General features: G+C 41.1%; 10 protein-coding genes and 1 CRISPR repeat array. Of the genes, 2 read left to right on the forward strand and 8 right to left on the reverse strand.

The annotated features are described in order from the left end of the window. Positions 1 to 7 precede the first annotated feature (7 nt). Positions 8 to 1,315, forward strand: coding sequence for a response regulator (locus tag H6G41_RS11825; protein WP_190746388.1), 1,308 nt, complete (start codon positions 8 to 10; stop codon positions 1,313 to 1,315). 107 nt (positions 1,316 to 1,422) lie between these two features. Here H6G41_RS11825 and H6G41_RS11830 read toward each other — a convergent pair whose 3' ends face one another. The 8 genes from H6G41_RS11830 to H6G41_RS11865 all read right to left on the reverse strand — a co-directional run bounded on the left by H6G41_RS11830 (position 1,423) and on the right by H6G41_RS11865 (position 20,682). After that, the gene (locus H6G41_RS11830) at positions 1,423 to 2,211 is read right to left on the reverse strand and encodes a tryptophan-rich sensory protein (protein WP_190746389.1); all 789 of its coding nucleotides are present in this window, start codon (positions 2,209 to 2,211) and stop codon (positions 1,423 to 1,425) included. Between the two features lie 385 nt (positions 2,212 to 2,596). Further along, positions 2,597 to 3,149: direct repeats of the CRISPR family, unit length 37 nt; unit sequence GTTGAAATTTCACTTAATCCCTATTAGGGATTGAAAC. 330 nt (positions 3,150 to 3,479) lie between these two features. Beyond that, positions 3,480 to 4,982, reverse strand: a complete 1,503-nt coding sequence (locus H6G41_RS11835) for a thioester reductase domain-containing protein (RefSeq protein WP_190746390.1) — start codon at positions 4,980 to 4,982, stop codon at positions 3,480 to 3,482. Between the two features lie 2 nt (positions 4,983 to 4,984). Then, positions 4,985 to 6,655, reverse strand: coding sequence for a PfaD family polyunsaturated fatty acid/polyketide biosynthesis protein (locus H6G41_RS11840; protein WP_190746391.1), 1,671 nt, complete (start codon positions 6,653 to 6,655; stop codon positions 4,985 to 4,987). A gap of 243 nt (positions 6,656 to 6,898) precedes the next feature. Further along, positions 6,899 to 10,270 (reverse strand): type I polyketide synthase, encoded by a 3,372-nt coding sequence (locus H6G41_RS11845; protein WP_190746392.1) that lies wholly within the window; start codon positions 10,268 to 10,270, stop codon positions 6,899 to 6,901. A 262-nt stretch (positions 10,271 to 10,532) separates the two neighbouring features. Further along, positions 10,533 to 11,882: a polyketide synthase gene (locus H6G41_RS11850; protein WP_190746393.1), complete on the reverse strand. Its 1,350-nt coding sequence runs from the start codon at positions 11,880 to 11,882 to the stop codon at positions 10,533 to 10,535. A 543-nt stretch (positions 11,883 to 12,425) separates the two neighbouring features. Beyond that, positions 12,426 to 14,159 carry an SDR family NAD(P)-dependent oxidoreductase gene (locus H6G41_RS11855; protein ID WP_190746394.1) on the reverse strand — a complete coding sequence of 578 codons (1,734 nt, stop codon included), beginning with the start codon at positions 14,157 to 14,159 and terminating at the stop codon, positions 12,426 to 12,428. Positions 14,160 to 14,705: 546 nt separating this feature from the next. Continuing rightward, a complete protein-coding gene (locus tag H6G41_RS11860) occupies positions 14,706 to 20,168 on the reverse strand; it encodes a type I polyketide synthase (protein ID WP_190746395.1) in 5,463 nt (1,820 codons plus the stop codon). Positions 20,169 to 20,403: 235 nt separating this feature from the next. Then, entirely contained in the window at positions 20,404 to 20,682 is a 279-nt protein-coding gene (locus H6G41_RS11865; protein WP_096644266.1) for a hypothetical protein, read from the reverse strand. A 903-nt stretch (positions 20,683 to 21,585) separates the two neighbouring features. Between H6G41_RS11865 and H6G41_RS11870 the strand changes: the two genes are divergently transcribed. Next, positions 21,586 to 22,023: a hypothetical protein gene (locus H6G41_RS11870; protein ID WP_190746396.1), complete on the forward strand. Its 438-nt coding sequence runs from the start codon at positions 21,586 to 21,588 to the stop codon at positions 22,021 to 22,023. Positions 22,024 to 22,050 lie beyond the last annotated feature (27 nt).

Here is a 22,050-nt window from a genome sequence, read left to right on the forward strand (position 1 = left end):
AATAATCATGCCAGACTTAAACAATAACTCTATTTTGATTGTAGATGATAATACAAACAATATTCGAGTTCTCTTTGATATCTTACATAATTTCGGTTTCCAAGTGTCAGTAGTTAAAAGCGGTGAAATGGCACTAGAGAAAGTTCCATCTATTCAACCAGACTTAATTTTATTAGATGTGATGATGCCAGGAATTGATGGTTTTGAAACTTGTCGTCGTCTCAAAGCTAACGAAAATACTAAAGAAATTCCAGTGATTTTTATGACTGCTCTTACCGAATTAGAAAATAAAGTTAAGGGATTGCAGTTAGGCGCAGTAGATTACATTACAAAACCGATTCAAGTAGAAGAAGTCCTGGCAAGAGTTAACATTCATTTATCATTAATAAATACCAGAAATAAATTATTAGCTGAAATTACCGAACGCCGACAAACAGAAACCAAACTTCAGCAAACTTTAAATGAATTAAAACAAACCCAAACTCAACTGATTCAAAGTGAAAAAATGTCTAGTTTGGGTCAAATGGTTGCAGGTATAGCCCATGAAATTAACAACCCAGTGAATTTTATTTACGGAAATATTAACTATGTAGATGAATATAGCTATAATTTGCTGAAAATGCTGAATCTTTACCAAGAAATTTATCCAGTGACAGCCCCAGAAGTACAAGCACTAGCTGAAGAAATAGATTTAGATTTTCTAGTTGCTGATTTACAGAAGCTTTTACCTTCAATGAAAATGGGCGCTGAAAGGATTCGCAATATTGTCTTATCACTAAGAAACTTCTCGCGTATGGATGAAGCAGAATTTAAAGCTGTGGATATTCATGAAGGAATTGAAAGTACACTGATGATTCTGCAATATCGCTTAAAAGATAAACCAGAACGTCCAGCAATTGAAGTAATTCGTGATTATGGTAAATTGCCACTGGTTGAATGTTATGCAGGACAATTAAATCAAGTTTTAATGAATATCATAGTCAATGCAATTGATGCTTTAGAAGCAATTACTAACCAGCACAAATATGAAGAAATAAAAGCAAATTTTTATCAGATTAGAATTCGGACTTTCCTAGATGATGCACAATGGGTAAAAATTGCGATCGCAGATAATGGACTAGGAATTCCAGAACAAGTAAAAAATCGAATTTTTGACCCTTTCTTTACTACTAAAGCAGTAGGTCAAGGTACAGGTTTAGGCTTAGCGATTAGCTACCAAATTGTCACTCAAAAGCATGGGGGTACATTAGAGTTTAACTCAAGTTCTGGACAAGGAACTGAATTCATCATTAAAATTCCTGTAAAACAAAATTAATTCGTTATTTGTAATTTTTAATTTAATTTATTTTCAATAATATAAATTATGTAGGGTGCGTTGTCGCGTAGCGCAACGCACTATAAAAAATTAAGTAATAGATTGGTTTACATACCTTCTTGCTGACTACGTAAAGTTTTCAGCATCGCAATCACAACCAGCGCAATTACCAAAGCTAGTGCCACATTTCTCAGTATAGGGTTATTCCAGTGCTTAATCGCGATCGCCAAAATTGCCCACAATGCCACACCCGTATAAGCAATATCCCGACGCTGAATCACAATCATAGCAGCAATCCCAGACGCGATCGCCAACATAATCACAGTCCAGATTTCCCCAGAAAGCCCCCAGCCATTCCAACCTTGGGAATATAAAGCACAAGCCACATTCACAATAGTTGCGACGCTAATCCAACTCAGATAAATACTGATAGGTGCGTAGAGATACCATTTTTTCTGGCGAGAGACATGCTGATTACCAATATCTAACCGCAAATAAATAGCAATGAGCGGTATTAGAATCAATAACATTGCGAAAACAGATAAAACAAACAGCCGAGAGAGAAACAGATATACCCAGATACTTTGAGCAATCGAAGCAATTACCAGTAAATATCCCGTATTGCGTAAATCTGCATCCTCTTTCTGACTGGGGAGAAATTGATAAATTCCCAAAGCAAACAAACCGAGGTAAATCAACCCCCAAATAGCAAAAGCATAATTAGCCGGGATAATCAAGACATTTTTAAACAAAGTATTGGAAATTTGCCCAATACTCAGGCCATTTAGCGGGAAAATATTGGATATGACATTGATAACAAAAGCGCTGATAATGGCAGCTAAAGTTGCAAGCTGACGGATAAAATCACGGCTATCGCCTTGAGTTGACTGCTGCATGGGATAGATGGCTAACTCAATATATCTTTAGCTTATAGTTGTTCAGCTAGCGTGCGATGTGCGATCGCCTTTATCTTGCAGAACTCCTATATAATTTTGGGGTAGAGCCTTCAGCAATACAGTTCAACCCTGCCAAATCAACGATTTTCTTGCCAAAATGCGCGAAGGGGTAGGTGTAAAAAAACAAGTTTTTAGAAAAATCGGTGAAACTCTTTATCTGTCAGACTTTTAACCATTAATTGTTACCCAATCACCCGCGCACCTTACACAGACTGCGTTTCAGGCATTTTGGGTTTGCAGTTTCTCTATTGTGCATGTTATGATTACTCTATCCGCGCTACCGAACCTTGAAAACCGCATAATAGTTGACTTTGCAGCTTCCGCAGTTGAAATTTCACTTAATCCCTATTAGGGATTGAAACCATTAATATTATCTAATTCGATCCAACCTCTAAAAGGTTGAAATTTCACTTAATCCCTATTAGGGATTGAAACGGCTTGGTCTCCAGCGCAAATCATGGACAATCTGCGGTTGAAATTTCACTTAATCCCTATTAGGGATTGAAACGTAACTTAGAAGGGGGTCTTACCCCTTGTGCTAGTGGTTGAAATTTCACTTAATCCCTATTAGGGATTGAAACAACTCAGATAGCTAAAATCTGTGGTTATTCTAATGGGTTGAAATTTCACTTAATCCCTATTAGGGATTGAAACCCCTTTAAAAAGTGCACCTAATCAATTTACAGGCACAGTTGAAATTTCACTTAATCCCTATTAGGGATTGAAACCTAAATAACTCAACACGGCGATCGCTTTTCTCAAGTTGAAATTTCACTTAATCCCTATTAGGGATTGAAACAAAGGACGTTTGAGAAAAACTTTGGATTGTCATATCATTTCAGTTGAAATTTCACTTAATTTCTATTAGGGATTGAAACCTTTTCTACATGTTTTTGTGAATCTACTAAATTGAGTTGAAAAGATACAGTAGATGGCCAGTTAGTGAGGTACAGATAATCATTGATTGTAGGGGCACTGGCACTGCCATGCCCCAAAGCGCGTACCTTATTTACCTGAAATATACTGTAAATATGTGCCTAATTAGCCGACGAAGGTGAGCTTTGTATGTGTAGCCCCACCCTTACAAAAATCCACATATCACAATTTACTAATCTATTAAATACGCCAATAGGGACACAATATATTATTGCGCCCCTACGATTATTTATTCATCTAAATGCACCCTGAGAATGCAGATTACCTAATACCTATGCCACATTTAAAAAACCAGTCTGAATCAAATACGCAGTATAGGTCATAAACAATTCACCAGTAATTGGCGGACAAGAAATAGAACTACCCTCAAGCGCTTTTAAAGTCTCCTCACAGCTAATGTGGGGGCGCTTTGATTGCAAATACAAATCAGGAATTGTTAATTGCTCATCAGACCAACGTTCTAACAAAAATGGACGCAGTGTATATAAAGGATTATCCACAGAAGAGACATTATTAATTAACTCTTCTTGCCATTGTTCATAAGGAATCGACTTCACAGGATAACCAAATGATTGTACCCATTTAATTAAAGTACTCAATGGCGCTGGTTGGGGATGTTGTAAATGGAATGCTTTACCGATGGATGAAGGCTGCATTGATAAATAAACAATCGCCTTGCTGACATAATCTACAGGAGACATATCCATCATATATTCTACATCTGGGAAATATCCCATTTGCAGACAACCTTTGACCATCAAATTGATAAAGTCATGGGTATTACAAATACCTGTTTGGCTATCGCCAGAAATTAATGGCGGTCGATGAATAGTAACAGGTAAACCTCTGTCGCTGGCAATTTTAACTAACTTCTCAGCTACCCATTTTGTTTGCGAGTAACCTAAGAAAATTCCTTCCCAATGATTAAAATCATCTTGCTCTTTCACTACCTTACCAGCATAAGCAGGTGATTCAAAAACCGCTACACTAGAAACATAATGTACAGGCTTGAGTTTAATTTGGCTAGCTAATCTCAAGACTTCTTGAGTACCCAACACATTAGCTGCTTTTAATGGCGCATAAGGATAAACATAATTCAACAAAGCGCCACTATGATAAATAGTGTCAATGTTGGCGGCTAAAATTTGAAACTGTTCCGCGCCCATACCTAACAAAGGTAGAGCTAAATCGCCAACAACCGGGACAATTCTCGATTTATATTTTTCATCCCAAATTGCATAACTTTGGAGATTTTTTTCTAATTTGCTCTTACCTTCTAGAGGATTAGCAGCCCGCACTAAGCAGTAAATATCTGCATTAGTTTGTTCTAACAATTCCTTGATGATAAATGCACCTAAATAGCCAGTACCACCAGTTAAAAAGATATGTTTTGGTTCAGTAATCGTCACTGGCGGTAAAGCATCAGGACGAATTGTCGGGTCGAGAACCGCCTCAGCATTTAAATCTAAAGCTGGGGGAGTATTAACAGCATTAGTTGTATCTTGAATAACTGCATCTTGGGGTAAATCTTCAGCTAATCTTTGAGAAAGCGCCGCAATATTGGGATAATGCCATAACAACAAAGGCGAAGGTTGAAAACCCAGCATTTTCTCTAGCTTACTGACGAGAATCATTGCTTGGGCTGAATCCAAACCGTAATTTTCTAAATGTTCGTTGACATCTATCTCGTCAGTTTCTACCCCTATTAACTCAGCTAGATTAGAAACCAGCCAAGATTGAATATCTGCTGCATTATAAGCGTTTTTAAGATTCATTTTTACATCTCCACTGTAGAACTAGCTGGACGATACTGACTGTAGTAATCGGGAATTTGTAAGCCTTGAAATTTCAAACTTTGTATGCGATATAAAAATGCTGCTCCGGTCATAATATGGTTAGCAACATCAACAACCTTGCGGTTTTTAGGTTCAGCTAAATAGGTACCGCGTACCCAGTCGTTGAAGCTACCCATCGCCGGGCCGCACCAAATTTGATAATCAACTTCGCGTCCTTTCTCGCCAAAACTAGACCAACGGGAAGATAATCCTAAATACCAGCGAAAAATTAACGCCATTTTCAATTTAGGATTATTTACCGCCTTACCAAGTTTCTCCGGATTTTTTTGAGATAAATAAGCCGCAGTTCCTTCCCAAACTTCGGCAATTGTTTTGCGGAAAACTTGCTTTTCTAATTTTTCTCTTTCCGCCAAAGGAATTTCTTCAATTGAGTCATAAGTCCGGTATAACTCATACAATTTTTGTGCCCGCATGGGGAACATTGTGCCCCGTTTGAGAACTTGTAATTTAACTCCCATTTCAAACATATCAGCAGCCGGAGCCATCATGACATCAGCCATTTCTGCTTGCGCAAGTAATTTTTTTGTATGTTCGCAAGCGCCAGATTCCACACAAGATTGATTAATGGAACCTGTAACTACATAAGCTGCGCCCATCATAAAAGCTGCTAAGGCTGATTGTGGTGTAGCAATTCCCCCGGCTACTCCTATACGAATCGGTTGAGAGTAATGATATTGTTCTTGAATTTCATCTCTCAACGCCATGATGGAAGGTAACAGACAAACCAAAGGACGATTATCTGTATGTCCGCCAGAATCAGCTTCGACGGTAATATCATCAGCCATTGGAACTTGTGCCGCTAGGGTGGCTTGTAATTCGGTAATTAAGCCTTGTTCCAAAAGTTCTTTGAGAATTCTTGGTGGTGGTGGTTGGAGGAATTTGCTGGCTACTTCTCGGCGAGAAATTTTGGCGATGACTTTATTTTTGATTTCAATTTGATTAGCCTCATTCAAACTTAATCCCGCAACTCGGTAATAAACAATGTTGGGTGTTAAGTCTAAAAATGCTGAAGCTTCTACTACTGTGACGCCATATTTGAGGAATAAATCCACAGCCCGACGTTCTATCATTGGTTCGTTGGGGCTGTGAATTAAGTTAAAGGCGTAGGGGCCTTGGGGTAAGGCTTGTTGGATTTTGTTGATGGCGGCTTCTAATCTATCTGGACTTAAGCCGCCAGCACCAAAGGAACTTAAAATTTTATCTTTTCCGAGGGCGATTACCATTTCCTCGGAAGCAATACCGCCAGCCATTGCACCAGTTGCATAGGCATATTTCACTCCATAAAAGGAGAGAAAAGAGGGGTCGCCTAATTGGTGAATTTTAATGGGGGGAATTGATGCTAAGAGTTCTACTGGTGCGGTGACGGTGCTATCAACTGGGCATAAATAGCCAACGTTGGTAACGCCAATTCTGCCGGCGGCGTTGACTATATAACAGGGTTGTTCTAAGGTGAGGAATTTTTCTACTATGCCTTGTTGATCGAAAGATATACAATCTAGGGAACCTTTCCAGATGAGATTTTGTCCATAGGAATAGCAGGTAAATCCTAGTCCGTTTTCGTGTTGGCTTAGTGGGGTATCGACAGTGGTCACGCTAGTTATCCCTCGATTTATCAGTAATGCTTTATAAAGGGTGAAGGGTTGCGTTCGTTAAGTGTTGGCTGTGTTGTGAGGATTATGTTTTAATGAACCGCCAAGACGCCAAGAACGCCAAGAGAAGAGAGAAGGGAGAAGATAGGGTTTAAGATGGAGAAATTTTTTGAGAGGGAAGAGACTGGAAGCATTAATTTATATTCCTTCTGCCTTCTGTCCTCTGCCCTCTGCCTTTATACTTTTTTACGATTCTTCATTGAGTAAGTTTTGGGCGCAAGCTAATTGTAATTGGATAATTTCGCTCATTTGCTTGCTAAAATCTTGTCGGGATTTTAAGAAGGCTGTATGTGCTTTGGTGACGTTGGCGTTGTTAGCATTGAGCTTTTGATATTGAGTCTTATTTAAATCGGACATACGGATACTTTGACCAAATTTGCGAGTTATATTTTGTGGGGAAAAGCTGGGCTGAGTTGTTTTTGTCGCAGTGGTAGTTATCTCAGAGGATTTTAATTCTTCTGTGGAGATTAAACCGTGTTCCTTGATATTTTTCTCTGCGCTTGTGTCTGGCTGATGGGTTGGCAGTAAAATATCATTGCTGGATTTATTTGTGGTAGCAATTACCACTGGTTTGTTCAGTGAATTGATGATGGGATTTGTTTTGAGATCGTCAACTGGTGTATTGTTGGTATCTGCTTTGTTAGTGGAGTTTTGGAAAAGTTGACGATTTTCTGGACTCAATATTGCAGCAGTAATTGATTTACCACCTACGGTAATATTTCTGTGAGTTAATTTACTTTTGTTTGCTGTTTCTGGGGGAAGTTCGTAAAGAGTGGAAATATCTACTTCAACTTGATGGCTGAGTAATTTGGCTAATGCTTTGACTATCGAAGTATGGTCATCCATACCTCTGCGGTTGAGGGAAACGGTGATGTGTTCTTTTCCTTCGAGAATTTTACTTACCCAGCGCGAACAAATACCGCCAGCGCCAGCTTCGACAAAGATTTTGACGCCATCTGCATAAACGCGGTTAACTAGGCGGGGAAAATCTAGTTCTTGGCTGAGTCCGGTGGCGATACTGTGGGCGACTACTTCATTATTGAGTGAAATTGGTTTATACCCAGCCGCAGAATAGAAGGTAATACCGGGTATTTCCTGGGTTGGCAAGGTGTTTAATTTGACTAACTCTGCATACTCGGAACGCATGGTTTCACAGTGGATTACATGGTCGAAGGGTGCAGGAAAAGCGTTGCAACCAAGGGCTTTAATCACGCGCTGACAAGCTGCTGGTTCGCCGGCAATTAATACTTCTTCTGGTGTATTAATTTGCGTTAAATATACCCGATTCTCATTTTTCAGACATTCTCTGACTTTTTCTGGGGTAGTCATGAGTACATAGTTAGCCCAGAAGTTATTGTCTGAGGTGTCGGAGGCTGGTGGTAATCCCCAATATTCGCGTACAGCGTTTTTCGGCCCTGATAATCTGTCACCAAATAAGGCTGAGGAGTTAAAGCTGTTACTACCAGCAAAGAAATCACTCCAAACGCCTTGGGATACCATCATGCTGGTTTCACCTAAGCTATAGCCAAACACATATTTAGGTTTGACTTGAAAGCGATCGCGAATCACGGTAGTAATTAGTCTAGTGAAGAACATCTCCGCTTCAAACATTGCTAGGGAATCATCTAGCAATTTCTTCTCTAGGGTTTCTAGTTCTCTGGTAGACAATTTATGCAAGCTTCTGGGAAATACGAGTTTCTCGACATCCGAGACTCGTTTATACAGACTCTTCACGAAGGGTTCCGCTTGTAAGTTGGGGAAGAGGCGGAAGAGAGTCCGACCAATTCCCACATAGGAATTTACCGCCGCCGGATATACGTAGGCAACCTCACCCTCTTTACCCAAAGGTTTAGAGGTGAAATAACTACCTATAGGTGTTTGCCAATCACTACCTTTTTCAAAGGCGGTATTTACTCCTTTGTGGGCTGAGGCGATTTCTTTGAGTAATTCTTTCTTGTTGCGTCCGGTAATAGATAAGGTGTATTTCGCTGTCGTATTTTGTTGGAATTTAACAAAGTTCTGACTGGCTGCATTTGTTAAAGACTCAGCTTTATCAATCTCTTGTTGGAGATTATCTAACAAATTGAGTAAAGCCGAACGGTCATCAGCTGCTACTGGGAATAGATAAAAAGGCCGTTGTTGTAAATACCTATTGCTGTGATTAACTTGGTCTGGTTCATCCGACAAGATGACATGGGCGCAAGTCCCATCACAACCAATACCATTAATGGTGGCGATTCTATGGGTATTGTCTTTATGGAGGAACCAAGGTCTAGATTCTGTGGCGACAAAAAAAGGACTACCTTGCCAAACTTGGGGCGTTTTCACACCAGACCAGTTAGGAGTTGCGGGAATGTAGTTGTGATAGAGACATAAAGCTGTCTTAATTAAACTGGCGATTCCCGATGCTACATAAGTGTGTCCGATATTGGCTTTAACGCTACCAATGGCACAATGTAAACCATCACCTACAGGGGGATAGGCTTGCAGCATCCCAGCGATTTCTGCTTCATCCTCTTGGGGAAAACCACTAGCAACTACTTCCACATAGTTAACTGCTGTGGGCTGAATATCCGCCATTTGAAAAGCGTTTTGACAGACTTGGTTGATTGTATTGGCGTCTATAGATGTAGAAGAGGACTGACCAATACTGATAGCATCAACTACGGCATAAATGCGATCGCCATTTTGCTTTGCTGTATCATAACGCTTGAGCACAACTGCACCTGCACCCTCGCCGACTGTCCAACCATTAGCATTTTGGTCGTAGCTTAAGGTATTCGCGCCAGTATTTACTGTTCCCCATTGGCTACGCAACAAGACATTTTCTATCCCGCCAGCCAAATCCACAGCACCAACAACAACAGCGTCTACTTCTTCGGTGAGGAGTAGCATTTGTGCCACTTCTAACGCTTTGAAAGCAGAGGTTTCTACCGCCGTCATCGTGAAAGATGGGCCGGTAAAATTCCATAGCGAAGAAATTCGACTCGCCATAATGTTGGCGATGTAACTGAGGTATTCACCAATCTCTACTTGATGGTGAACGCTATCTTTAACTATTGTTTCTAATTGAGTAACTTTATCGGCTGGTAAAGCAATTTCCGCCGCATTCAAACCGTCTTTAATCTGCCAGGATAAATTCCAGCGTTGTTGTAGTTGATGCACAGATAATTCTGCCTCAGCCGCAATAACAACTGCGACATTTGCCCCTTCTTGAATTCCTGCATCTTTTAACGCCCCATCTGCCACTGTTAGCAGTAACAGTTGTTGGGGATTTAGTTGTTCTACTTCATTTGGAGGAATTTTGTACGCTAAAGTATCGAGGGTAAATTCTTTGATGTATGCGCCTATTGGTGCTTTACCATCGGGTAAGCCGTATTCTTGCAGTAAGTCTGCTTTCTCGTCTATGCCATACCATCGTTGGGATGGGAGGGGGATAAAATGCTGTTTGCCGTCATAAATGGTACGTTCAAAAGCATCTAAATCTTGACATTCACCAAAAAAGGCGTCCATGCCCACAATGGCAATTTTACCTGATTCTTTTTCTTGTTCAAACATTGTTTATTGAGGGTAAATTAGATATGAAGGATAAAGGATGAAATATGTTAAAGAGATTGATTTATCTGTTACAGCAATCTCAGATAACTTACGCAAAATTCCTCTGTAATCCTTTTCTATTAGCGTTCTTCGTGCCTTCGTGGTTTATTTTATAAATTCAGAACTAACCGCGAAGACGCGAAGTACACGAAGCAAGGAAAGAAGATATTTACCAACAATCTAGACTTCTGATATTGGCGGTTAAATATTCTTACAATTCATCCTATTTTTCCAGAATCAAATGTGAGTTTGTTCCACCAAAACCAAAGGCGCTTAAAGCTGCACGTTTAACGGGTGAATTATTTGGCCATGCAGTCAACTTTCTCACAATATTTTGGTTAGAAATGACACTATTTTCACTACCAATCGGTTCACTAATATTAATCGTTGGCGGAATTACGCCAGCATTCATGCTGTAAATAGTCTTTGCTAAACCAACCATTCCCGCAGCTACTAACAAGTGACCTACATTCGCCTTAGCAGAACCTACTAATGGCGATGCTTGGTGTGAGCCAAAGAAGGTTTCTATAGAATTTAACTCTGTGGTATCTCCTAATAATGTGCCGGTAGCATGACACTCCATGTAATCAATGTCTTTCGGGCTAATTTTTGCCTCTTTATATGCCCGTTCAAAGGCGAGAGTTTGTCCTTTGGAATTAGGACTTAATAAATGCTTACCTTTACCATCGTTAGAGAGTCCATTACCAGCAATGGTGGCGAGAATTTTATCGCCATCTCTGACAGCATCGCTATAGCGTTTTAGCATTACCATTCCAATTCCATCGGAGGTAATTAAGCCGCGAGAAGCCTTATCTAGAGGGCGACTGATGCCATTTTCGGGATAACCTTGAATACCCGAAAACAACATGCGTAAAAATAGCGGATCGACACAACTAATAGCACCTGCTAACATGACATCAGCTTTACGCGATCGCAAATAGTAAGATGCCAGCTTAATCGCATAAAATGCAGAGGAACAAGCCGCGTCTATACTAAAATGATTACCAGATAAAGAAAATGCTTGGGATACGAGGGCGGCTTGAAAGCCGGTTATCATGGCATTATAGGGCGAAGCCTTCCCTGTAGTCGGTAACGCAGCCAACCGGAAATTTTTATCTTGTAACAATTCTGCGATCGCGGGTGAAATTGTTTGCTGATATATTGGAGCAAACAATTGATTAGACATCTTTGTGGGTAAGGATAATGTTCCGAGAATTACCCCACATTTAGAGAGAACTTGTTGATTACCCCAATAACCGCTATTCTGAATCGCTTGTTTTGCTGCATATAGCGACCATTTAAAGGAATCATCCAAACTTTCGACTAACTCCTCAGGTAAATTGTACTCGCTGGGGTTAAATTGAAAATTCCGAACAAATCCACCTTGAAGAAAATATATTTTTTCCGGTTTTCCCTTAATTGGATCGTAAAATATTGTGGGATCTACACCCAAATCTTCAACAGTAATAGTAGAAGTTGCATCTTTCTCTTCTGTAAGGTTATTCCAAAACTGCTCAGGATTATGGGCATCAGGAAAGAGACATGATAATCCGATAATTGCTATTTTTTCCACTGCTGATATCCTCGCAAATTAATTTTAGATTTTAGATTTTGGATTTTGGATTAACTGTATCTATGAATCATCTTGTTGCAATGAAAAATATTGTGATGTCATAAGCCGAACATATATATTTATTAAGACTTACGCACTAAATCTTCCAAACTCTCATTTCCACTGAAATTCTTATCGCCGGAAGCTAGTACTCAGACTTCTCTCTGTGTCTCTGTGTTCTCTGCGGTTCAATTTTCTAAAATTTCTCTTCTTGGCGTCTTGGCGTTCTTGGCGGTTTATAAAAATAAATCTTATGGTTCTGAATAAGCTACTATCCTAAGCCTTTGGTGCGTTACGCTACGCGATAACACACCCTACTAGACTTTCACCAATTAAAGAGGAAAGCTAGATAATTAACCACATCAATTAGATTCCCAAACTTTGCAGAACTTACGCCCTTACCCAAACTAAACTAAATGCAATCTATAGCATTTCCAAATTGAGTATAATACATCTCAATTTGTATTTCATCAATAAAGAAATGCTATAAATATCACGAATTCATTACTTAGCCTGTAACAAACTCATAGGCGCGACAACAGCCTTAGCTCCTAAAATTCTAGAGTACAATTGCCCAGCGCGATCGTGAAGAATAAAATTAGCAGTTAAACTAGTTGCTTTTTTCTCCTTCACTTCACAAGAAACATAAAATGTTTCATCAACTGGTATTGCTCTATACTGTTCAGAATTTGTTAACTGTCCAGGTAAACACACTTCATTATGATAATGACTCAACCATACCCATAAAGGCTGTGTACTCAAGTCAGTTGCATAGGGATTATGCCAATGAATCGGGAATTGTCCTTGCTGTTGTGGAGTAATTTGTCGCCAAAAACATTCCGTGGTAATTTTTTCTGAGTTAATATTTAAAACTCGTTGAATTTCTTGAAAACAAGGGCCATGAAATAGCGTAGCCGGGCCATTTTGATAGAAGCCTTTACCTGTAGTTGTAATGATGCCATCTTCTGTGAGATTCACTGCATCATATATCGGTGCAACAGGTAATTCTCGCACCAACTTAATAGTAGAAGTAAAATGATAATGGGTTTTACCTTCAGGGGTTTTACTGAAGATAGTTGTTTGAAACTCGATGAAATCGCCTTCTACTTTGGTAATTTCTTTGAGTTGCAAAATATGTTCTTTGGCTACCGATTCATTAAAGGTTATTCCCTTAAGAACTTTGAAATCTTTGCAACTGAAATATCTATAACCTGGATAAACTTCTTCACAACCATTAATCATCCATGACATCGCACAAGTAGCGGGAACTACTGCATAACCAGCAATTACATGATCCATTAAAAATGGATTGGCTTCGACGGTGATGCGACGACGGACGTAATGAGTTTTTAATTCGGGATCTAAAGGTGCGGGTGGGGGAATTAATGGGCTACCAATTACTAATTGGGTAGTATCGTGATGTTTGGGATGTAGTTCTTTAACTAACATTTTGGTTCCCACTTCTACGGGGATAATATCTATTCCTCGTTCTGCAAAGGCTTTTTTTAGTTCTGGGGTTACCATTCCGCTATCCCAACCGCCCCAGTTAATGGCGACTACGTGACAGTTGGGGTAGTACTGTTTCATCAAGTGGGCGGATTTGTTGAGGATTTCGTTAGCGATCGCATAATCGGATTGACCGATATTGCCGTAAAATCCTGTAACGGAGGAGAATAATACTAAATGCTGGAGTTGTTCTGGGGGAACGCAATCTAACAGGTTTTCTAATCCTTGAACTTTGGCGGTGTAAACTTTTTCAAAATCTTGTTCTGTTTTCTTTTCGATTAATTTATCGGCTAAGTTTCCTGCACCATGTATGATGCCAGTAATTGGCCCCATGCGGTTAACTACAGCCGCTAGATTTGCTTTTAATGCTTGGGTATCGGTGACATCGACGCTTAAATATTCGGCTGTTGCGCCTGTTTGTTGAATGGTGGCGAGGGTTTTTTTAATTTCGCGGCTGGAGTGGATTTTGTTATAGATTTTTTGCACGTTCATGGGTGTGGGTTTCTCACCTTGGGCGAGAAGATTTTCCATGATGCGTTTTTTTAATGCGGGTTCTTCAAAGCAGTTTTGGGCGTATTCTGGTTCTGTTTCTAATAGTTGGGAACGTCCCAGGAGGATGAATTTACAGGGTTGTTTTTTGGCGAGTTCAATGGTGCATTCGGCGGTGATTCCTTTTGCGCCACCGCTTACGAGAAATACTGATGAGGGACGAATAGGTGTTTGGGTTGTCATATTTCAATTTTGGATTTTAGATTTTAGATTTTGGATTGAAAAATTCAAGGAGATGAGAGTTTGAGTTTTTTTTACTTATGAAGTCCAAAATCTGGCTTTACTCTCTGCGTCTCTGCGTGAGATAAAAAGATTTTTAAACGAACCGCGTTGGCGGAGCCTCTCGCAGAGAAGACGCGAAGAACACGAAGGAAGAAATGTTTTAGAGAGCCTTTCAAGAAGAGAAATAAGTGATTACAATCTCTTTGGGTTTTTGCGCCTTGGCGTGGGGTAAAAATTTTTAAATGAACCGCCAAGACGCCAAGGACGCGGAGGAAGAGTTTTAGAGAGCCTTTCGCGCAGAAGTCTCTTTGCGTCTTTGCGCCTACCCTGCGGGATCGCTTTCAGCGATTGCGTGAGATAAAAAAATTTTAAATGAACCGCAGAGGACGCAGAGAACACAGAGGAAGAGGAGTTTTAGAGAGTTTTTTGCACAAGGGAGATGAAGAAGTTAGTAATTTTTATTCCTCCTTGTCTCCCTTGTCTTCCTTGTCTCCCTTGTTTTTCTACTTATTCAGATGCGGTGACTAGGGTAACTCTTCCTTGAGTGCTGTAGCCAACTTCACTGAGATAAAGATTTGAGTCGTGTAGTTCAGCGATGATGTGTTGCGCTGTTTGTTGAGCATCGAGGGCGGGACTAATATCAACTGCTCTGGTATATACTTTAGGCCATTCCCATCTGAGTGTTTTGGTTAGTCCAGCTAAACCGGCTCCGATGACGCCAAAGTTGGTGTTATGCTCAAATCCGAAGGCTCCGTCTAAGCGAGCTACTGTGATAAAACTACTGCGTCCGTAACGTGCGGCTTCATTGAGGGATTTTTTCAGGTGTTTGGCGATGAAGAAGATGTGTTTGACGATCGCCTTTTCTTGTTCAATGTAAGGAAGTGTCTTTGTGTGACTGACTTGGAATACTGGGTTTATATGGATGAAGGCTCCAATGTTGCCGATGTTGGTGGCGATCGCAGATAATTTATCTTGCAGTAGTTGTTCGCTTAAATCTACTAGGGTGATGCGGGTAACGCTGGGGGGTAATAGTGCTTGTTGGGGAATGACTGATTGGGGGAAGCTGAGAACTACAACTTTCCAGCCTTTATCTACTAAGGATTGCGCTACCACTGAGGTGGTGAGGGAACCATCATCGGTGATTAAGGCGATGTGTCCCTCTGGTAAGTTGAAGTCTAAGTAATCGGGTTGGGGAAGGTATTTGAGTTTGATGGGTAGACGTTGAACGTTATGTTCTACATCTATTATCGGCTCGTCGTCAAACTCAAATTCATGCTTTTTTTTTTCACCTCCAGCCAGCTTCTGGAGATAATCGACTATTTGTCCGATGGTGCGTAAGTCGCCGAGTTCTTCGATGTCTGGCTTGGGTAAGTCGGGGTACATTTCTTGCATCGCCCCCAGGATTTCTACTCGTTTGATGGAGTCGATTCCTAAGTCGGCTTCCATGTCCATTTCTAGTTCTAGCATTTCTACTGGGTAACCGGTTTTTTCACTAGTAATGTTGAGTAGGGTTTGACCGATATCTGCGTAGTTAGCGCTAGATGTTTCTACTTCGGGTTCGGGGGTGAAGGCGACTACTGGCTCAGGTGCAGCTACTACGGTTTCTATTGGTGCGACTGGTGCGGGTGCTGTAACTACGGTGGCTACTGGGGCGACTACTTGAGGAATTTCCGCAACTTCTTGTACTGGGATTGTTACAGGAGCTACAGCGCTATTACCAGCAGCGTGGGTTTGCAGATACTCGACTACTTGCCCAATTGTGCGTTTTTCAGCTAATTCTTCTAGGTTGGGTTTGGGTAGGTCGGGGTATAATTCTTGCAATCCGCCTAAGATTTCTACTCGTTTGATGGAGTCGATTCCTAAGTCGGCTTCCATATCCATGTCCATCTCTAACATTTCAATGGGGTAGCCTGTTTTTTCACTGGTGATGGCTAACAGGTTAGTACCCAGTTGAGATAAATCGACGGTGCTGGATGTAGCTACAGGTGCGGGTGCGGGTTCGGGGGTGAAGGCGACTGTTTCTACTACAGGCGCAGGTGCGGCTACAGGTGCAGGAATCTCAACGACAGGTTGAGGGGGAATTTCTACAACTGGCGGCGCGGGAATTTCGGCTACGGGTTCGGGTGCGACAATTTTGGGAGCGGAACCATTTTTGCTTACAGGCTCAATTGTCGGTTCAATTTTCGCTTCAACTACTGGTGCGGTGAGAGTTTCGACAATTTTCGCGGTAGGGGGAACCGGTGCTTCGGTAACGGGTTCGCTGACAAAGGGTAATGTTACCTGGGGTAGGGTGATTTCTTCACCAGAAACTACATGAGAGTATTCTTGCTGAATTAGTTGGAAAAAGTTTTTGGTATATTCGATTTGCTCTTGCAGATACTGCTCATGAATGCGCAGGGTTTCACCTTGTTGGGAATGAAACTGCATCATGCTGCGCTCTAAGCTTTCGGTGACAACTTGCTTAATTTTGGCGGTTTCCGCAGAGGATTTAGCTTGAGCGAGTAAGGCGTTTTGTTGTTGCATCAGTTGGAAAAATGTTTTGGCATATTCCATCTGATGATTGAGATATTGTTCGTGAACTTGTAAATTTTCGCTTTGATTGTGCTGAAATTGAGCCAGGAGATATTCTAAACTTTCTAGAACTCTTTGATGATTTACAGGTTTTTCTGGTGTTTGCATCTTTGATTCCTGGGCGGGTATTTGTAAAAGAGTCGCAGGATTCATTTGAGGCTTGGGTTCTGGAGCATAAGTGACGCCGTTCATGACTGGGGTTGGCGCAGTGACGGTTTTCTTATGTCCGTTAGATTTAATGGGTGTGGGATTTACAGGTTCTATGTTCACAGGTGCAGGTGAAGGTGCAGAGAATTCAGGAGTACTGGTAACTGTAGGTGCGGGTACAGAGAATTCGGGGGTGCTGGTAATTGTGGGTTCTGGGGTGCTAGCTAACTTGACTTGATGTCCGTTTTGCAAAGCTTGGGGGAAGGCGTTTTTGGTTTTTTCGGAAACGTAATTAATCCCGTTTAATTTGACAGTTAGCGCCTTTTTCTTTTCGTTTTCGGCTGCGGGGATAACAGGAGGTAGTTGATAGGGGTCGAGATTTTGCAAGTTCATCCCGACTACGCGCAACTGTACAGCAGCTTCCCGCAAAGAGCGATCGCTATTCTTTTGGGTGCTGGGGTTTAAGGAAATGGTAAGATGGGGGCGATCGCCTAAAATATCTTTGACTAAGTTGCTCAGTATTCTGCGGGGGCCAAATTCCACAAAGCAGTAACCACCAGCAGCGTAAATATTTTCAATCTCCTGCTTAAACAGCACCGAGTTAGATAGGTGAGTTTCCAGGGTTTTTTGAATTGTTGGCGATTCTGGGGGATATTTTTGTCCAGTAACATTACTGAAAACTGGAACTTGAGGCGCTTGGAATTTGACAGACTTAGTTGCAATGGCAAAGGATTTCTGAGCAAATGCAATCAAGGGAGTGTGGAAAGCTGCGGATACGGGGAGTAATACCGCCGCACAGCCTTTATCATGCAATACTTGGCGAACTTTGGCGATTTCGGCGGTAGGGCCAGCTAAGACTACTTGGGTGGGAGAATTAATATTAGCGATCGCAACTTGAGGATAATGTCTGACAATCGCTTCTACTTTGGCAATTTCTTCTTTCACTGCCAACATACTACCGCGATCGTGGTCTGGATCTTGCGGAGCAGCCATCGCTTGTCCTCTAGCTTTCACCAAGAACAAGTAATCTTCTTCGCTCAACACACCCCCAGCCCATAAAGCTGTGAGTTCGCCAAAGCTATGTCCGGCGACAAAATCGGATTTAAACCCAGCTTGTTGCATAATCTTATACAACCCAGCACTCAACACCCCGATTGCGGGTTGAGCATATTCTGTGCGTTGTAAAGCGGCTACTTGGGCGTTCTTCTCTGATTCTTCAAAACTGGGATTGGGGAAGACAATTTCCGACAATGGGCGCAAATTATCTTTCAACAGCAAACTATCCATTTTGCTGTAAAGACGGCGCAATTGGGGGAAATTCATCACCAATTCCCGACCCATTTCTAAATATTGCGAACCTTGTCCAGAGAAGAGGGCGACAACCTTACCAGCTAAATTCATTCCCGCCGAACGGAAGTAAATTCCTTGGGGATGTTCCCAAGAGATAGCCGCGCCTTTATGCTTGAGCCAGTCAAGGCTAATTTGCATTAACTTGCAAGCTTCTTGCAAATTCTCGGCGACAAAACCAACTCTCGCCGCAGCTTGGGGAATTTCCTGGGCTGTACATTCTTGAATTAATTGGGCATAATGTCTGTCGCCATCTTTGGATTGCAACTTCGCCAAGGTTTCTTCGCACTTGGTTACTAGTTGTCCAGAAGTCCCCGCAAACAAGATAATTTCTGCTGGCGCATTATGTAAGCGGTAAGGCTTATCTTGTTCTGCTTCGTATTCTTCCAAAACTACGTGGTAATTAGTTCCACCAAAACCAAAGGAACTCACACCCGCGCGTCTGGGTGCGTCACCTTCCGCCCGAATCCAAGGTCTGGTTTCGGTATTTAAATAGAAGGAAGAATTTTTAATGTTAAGTTTGGGGTTCGGCTCGGTAATGTTAATCGTTGGCGGTAAAATCTTATGATGTAGCGCCAAAGCCGTTTTAATTAAACTTGCAGCCCCCGCAGCCGCTTTGGTATGTCCAATTTGGGACTTGACACTTCCCAGGGCAATGTGCTGTTTCTTTGAGTCATGTTCAGCAAAGAAATCGCGCAAGGAACCGAACTCTGTCGGGTCACCAGCCATTGTCCCTGTACCGTGCGCTTCCATCAAGCCTACAGTCGCGGGAGAAAAACCTGCATCTTCATAAGCCCGTTCTAAGGCTTTGATTTGACCTTCTTTGCGGGGAGCATAAATACTCTTGTAGCGTCCATCGCTAGAAGTACCAATTCCTTTGATAACTGCATAGATTTTATCATTGTCCCGTTGCGCATCTTCCAGGCGCTTGAGGACAATCATGCCGATACCTTCACCCAGCATCATCCCGTCAGACTTCGCGTCAAAAGGTTTGACGTTTTCGCTAGGAGATACAGCCGGGGTTTTGCTGAAGGAGATGTATGCCATGATGGTGTTGTCTGTATCCACACCACCAGTCAGCATCATATCGCTGCGATACTCAATTAGTTCGCTAATCGCCAATTTCAAAGCGCCAAAGGAACTAGCACAAGCTGCGTCAACAACACAATTCATCCCGCCAAAATTCAATCGGTTGGCGATTCTTCCAGCGACAACGTTAGCTAACATCCCTGGGAAAGCATTTTCATCCCATTTAACGTAAGCGCTTTTAATTTTTTCAATAATTTGGGCGGTATCTTCATCAGATAAACCACTGCTTTTCAGCGCTTTTTCCCACACTGGATATTCTAACCGCGCAGAAAGTGGCATACCTAATTGCTTCGCCATCGCCACGCCGAGAATTACCCCAACCATTTCCCGGTTAAAATCGCGGGATTCGCCATAACCAGCATCTTCCATTGCTTGCTTCGCAACCACTAAACTTAATAGTTGCGATACATCGGTAACTTCTAAAATGCTGGGAGGAATGCCAAATTCCATCGGGTTAAAATCAACCTCAGGAATAAACCCGCCTCGTTTACAATAGGTTTTATCTTCGGGTGTTCTGGGGTTAGGATCGTAGTAATCTTTCACGCTCCAATGGCTTTCAGGAACATCAGTAATACAGTCAGCTTTGCTAACAATATTCCGCCAATATTCCCGCAAATCACGCGATTGGGGGAATAAAGATGCCATCCCAATAATCGCTATAGGATTTTGTTGTAATTGTCTGTTAATTTTGTTAATTGAAATTGGTTTATTTGCCGTCACTTTTTTCTCCTCTATAAACTTAACCAAAGTTTTTTCACAGCTGTTGATCTCGGCTGCTAAATCAGCCAAGGCATTATCAATGGAATAAGCAGACATAGGAATCACAAATCTGAAGTACTTGGAATTGCGAAGCTACAGAAATTTCTGCGGCTGTGCAATAATGAAAGCTATCTGTTGTAGTCAGCAGCTAGCTATCCTATCTGCAAAAGCTAAATGCTTTTCTGCGAATTAACACCACACCATAAGTAAAGAATGAAGGCTTAAGGCTAAAAACTGATTTATATTCATTCTTTGACCTTCAAACTTTAGGGAACGTAATTTTGCAAAAATTCTAGACAACGCCAGACTCTTGATATTGTGGCAACAGGTCAATGACGTTGTTGAAATTCGTAAAATAATCTTGAAGCGCCGTAGCCGCTTGACCTGTAAATTCCATCCATTCGTAATGGTAGAGATTTTGAGCAACTGTATCCCACTGAAGCAAGGGAAACTTAGGAGTAGCTATTAGGACAGAAACGCTTTTTTCTCCCAAACTAGTTTGACTATCTAAGTTGATTGCAGCCACGTAGCTGGTGTTAATGACAACGTTCTGTATTTTGATAAATGTCATAGCCAGTTTCAGCTTCCAGGATAATGTATTTTATGCAATTCGCCCGATAGATGTTGACAAGTTCGTTACAGAAAAAACCTCACCTTTACTCCGAATTTATGCAGTAATTGAAACAACAATCGAGTCTTTGTAAGGTGATAACAAGACGATTGGGTTTAGTTTTTTTCTTTTCTGCTCCCAAGAAAATTACTAATTAACCTACCGCAGTTAAAGACTTGAATTAATACAAAGACTAGCACAAATTAAATAAACAGAATTGTTCATTTAAAGGAATTTAAGGAAGAAAATTGAGTGTTGCTGACAAAAAGCTTTGATGAAGGATAAAGTCCAAGTATCAACTTGTGCTTTAATTACTCAACACTAAATTTCTTGGGTTAATGGCTAGATATCGCTTAAATAATAATTACAATAATCGCCGTAATAAATAAGTTATATAGATTACGTTGTTATTAGTACAAAGATGGGATGAAGTACTGACCGTATTTTTTTCAACATAACATCATAATTCCACAATAAAAATTGAAGTTTTTTCAAGATAATTCAATTTAAACAATAAATAAGTGACATATAAAGCAAAGCTTAATTTTGCTAAAGTGCATGGTAAACATCAGGGGTTAGGGGCTAGGGTAAATTGACTATTTGATATGGAAAATACAATTTTAGAATTGATTTTATGGATGCAAGGTAGAGGACAGAATGCATAATTTTATAGAGTTTTTCATCAATTTAGATTATGATCTCTAATTACTCTCTCTCTGTGTTCTCTGCGCCTCTGCGGTTTATTAATGCACTTTTTTGATGACCGGGTTGAATGATTTGGGGACGACTCATACAGCAGTTTTGGCGTGCATGGCATATACTACTCTATGATTATTTTTAACAGAGTTCTCTTGAAAATCAGTAATGAACAGCATCTTTACCCCTGAGGAAATTACTGCCCTCTCTGCTGAAATTGACCGCCAGTTAATAGAACTGCGCTCTGCTCCAGATGCGGAGCAAAAACAAGGAGAGGATAAAATCTCAGATGAGAAATTGCTGGTAAAACAAACCGCAGCAATTACACAAGTTACACAAGAAAATTCTCGGAGTTTTTTGCAGAAATTTGGACGCGCTGCTAAAAGTGATTTATGCCAAGAAGGGGGAATGCTGAATAAGCAGTGGCAGAAATGGGGGGATTTAGATAATAAGGATGCTGTGGAACGCTTGGGTGGGGTGTTGGTAGGGATGGGTTTTTCGGGGGATGTGTTATCTCCTTTAGTTGTGGCGGTGACGGTGATTATTATTCATATTGGGTTGAAGGCTTTTTGTGAAGATTATTCTGCGGAAGTGGATAATAAATGAATTTGGCATCACGCAGAGGCGCGGAGG

The organism is Tolypothrix sp. FACHB-123 (genome assembly GCF_014697075.1).
GTDB lineage: Bacteria > Cyanobacteriota > Cyanobacteriia > Cyanobacteriales > Nostocaceae > Aulosira.

Bases quoted from the DNA above. Each gene is read 5' to 3' on its own strand.
- H6G41_RS11860 (WP_190746395.1), bottom strand. From the start codon at position 20,168: ATGTCTGCTTATTCCATTGATAATGCCTTGGCTGATTTAGCAGCCGAG.
- H6G41_RS11870 (WP_190746396.1), top strand. From the start codon at position 21,586: ATGAACAGCATCTTTACCCCTGAGGAAATTACTGCCCTCTCTGCTGAA.
- H6G41_RS11855 (WP_190746394.1), bottom strand. From the start codon at position 14,159: ATGACAACCCAAACACCTATTCGTCCCTCATCAGTATTTCTCGTAAGC.
- H6G41_RS11845 (WP_190746392.1), bottom strand. From the start codon at position 10,270: ATGTTTGAACAAGAAAAAGAATCAGGTAAAATTGCCATTGTGGGCATG.
- H6G41_RS11825 (WP_190746388.1), top strand. From the start codon at position 8: ATGCCAGACTTAAACAATAACTCTATTTTGATTGTAGATGATAATACA.
- H6G41_RS11865 (WP_096644266.1), bottom strand. From the start codon at position 20,682: ATGACATTTATCAAAATACAGAACGTTGTCATTAACACCAGCTACGTG.
- H6G41_RS11830 (WP_190746389.1), bottom strand. From the start codon at position 2,211: ATGCAGCAGTCAACTCAAGGCGATAGCCGTGATTTTATCCGTCAGCTT.
- H6G41_RS11835 (WP_190746390.1), bottom strand. From the start codon at position 4,982: ATGAATCTTAAAAACGCTTATAATGCAGCAGATATTCAATCTTGGCTG.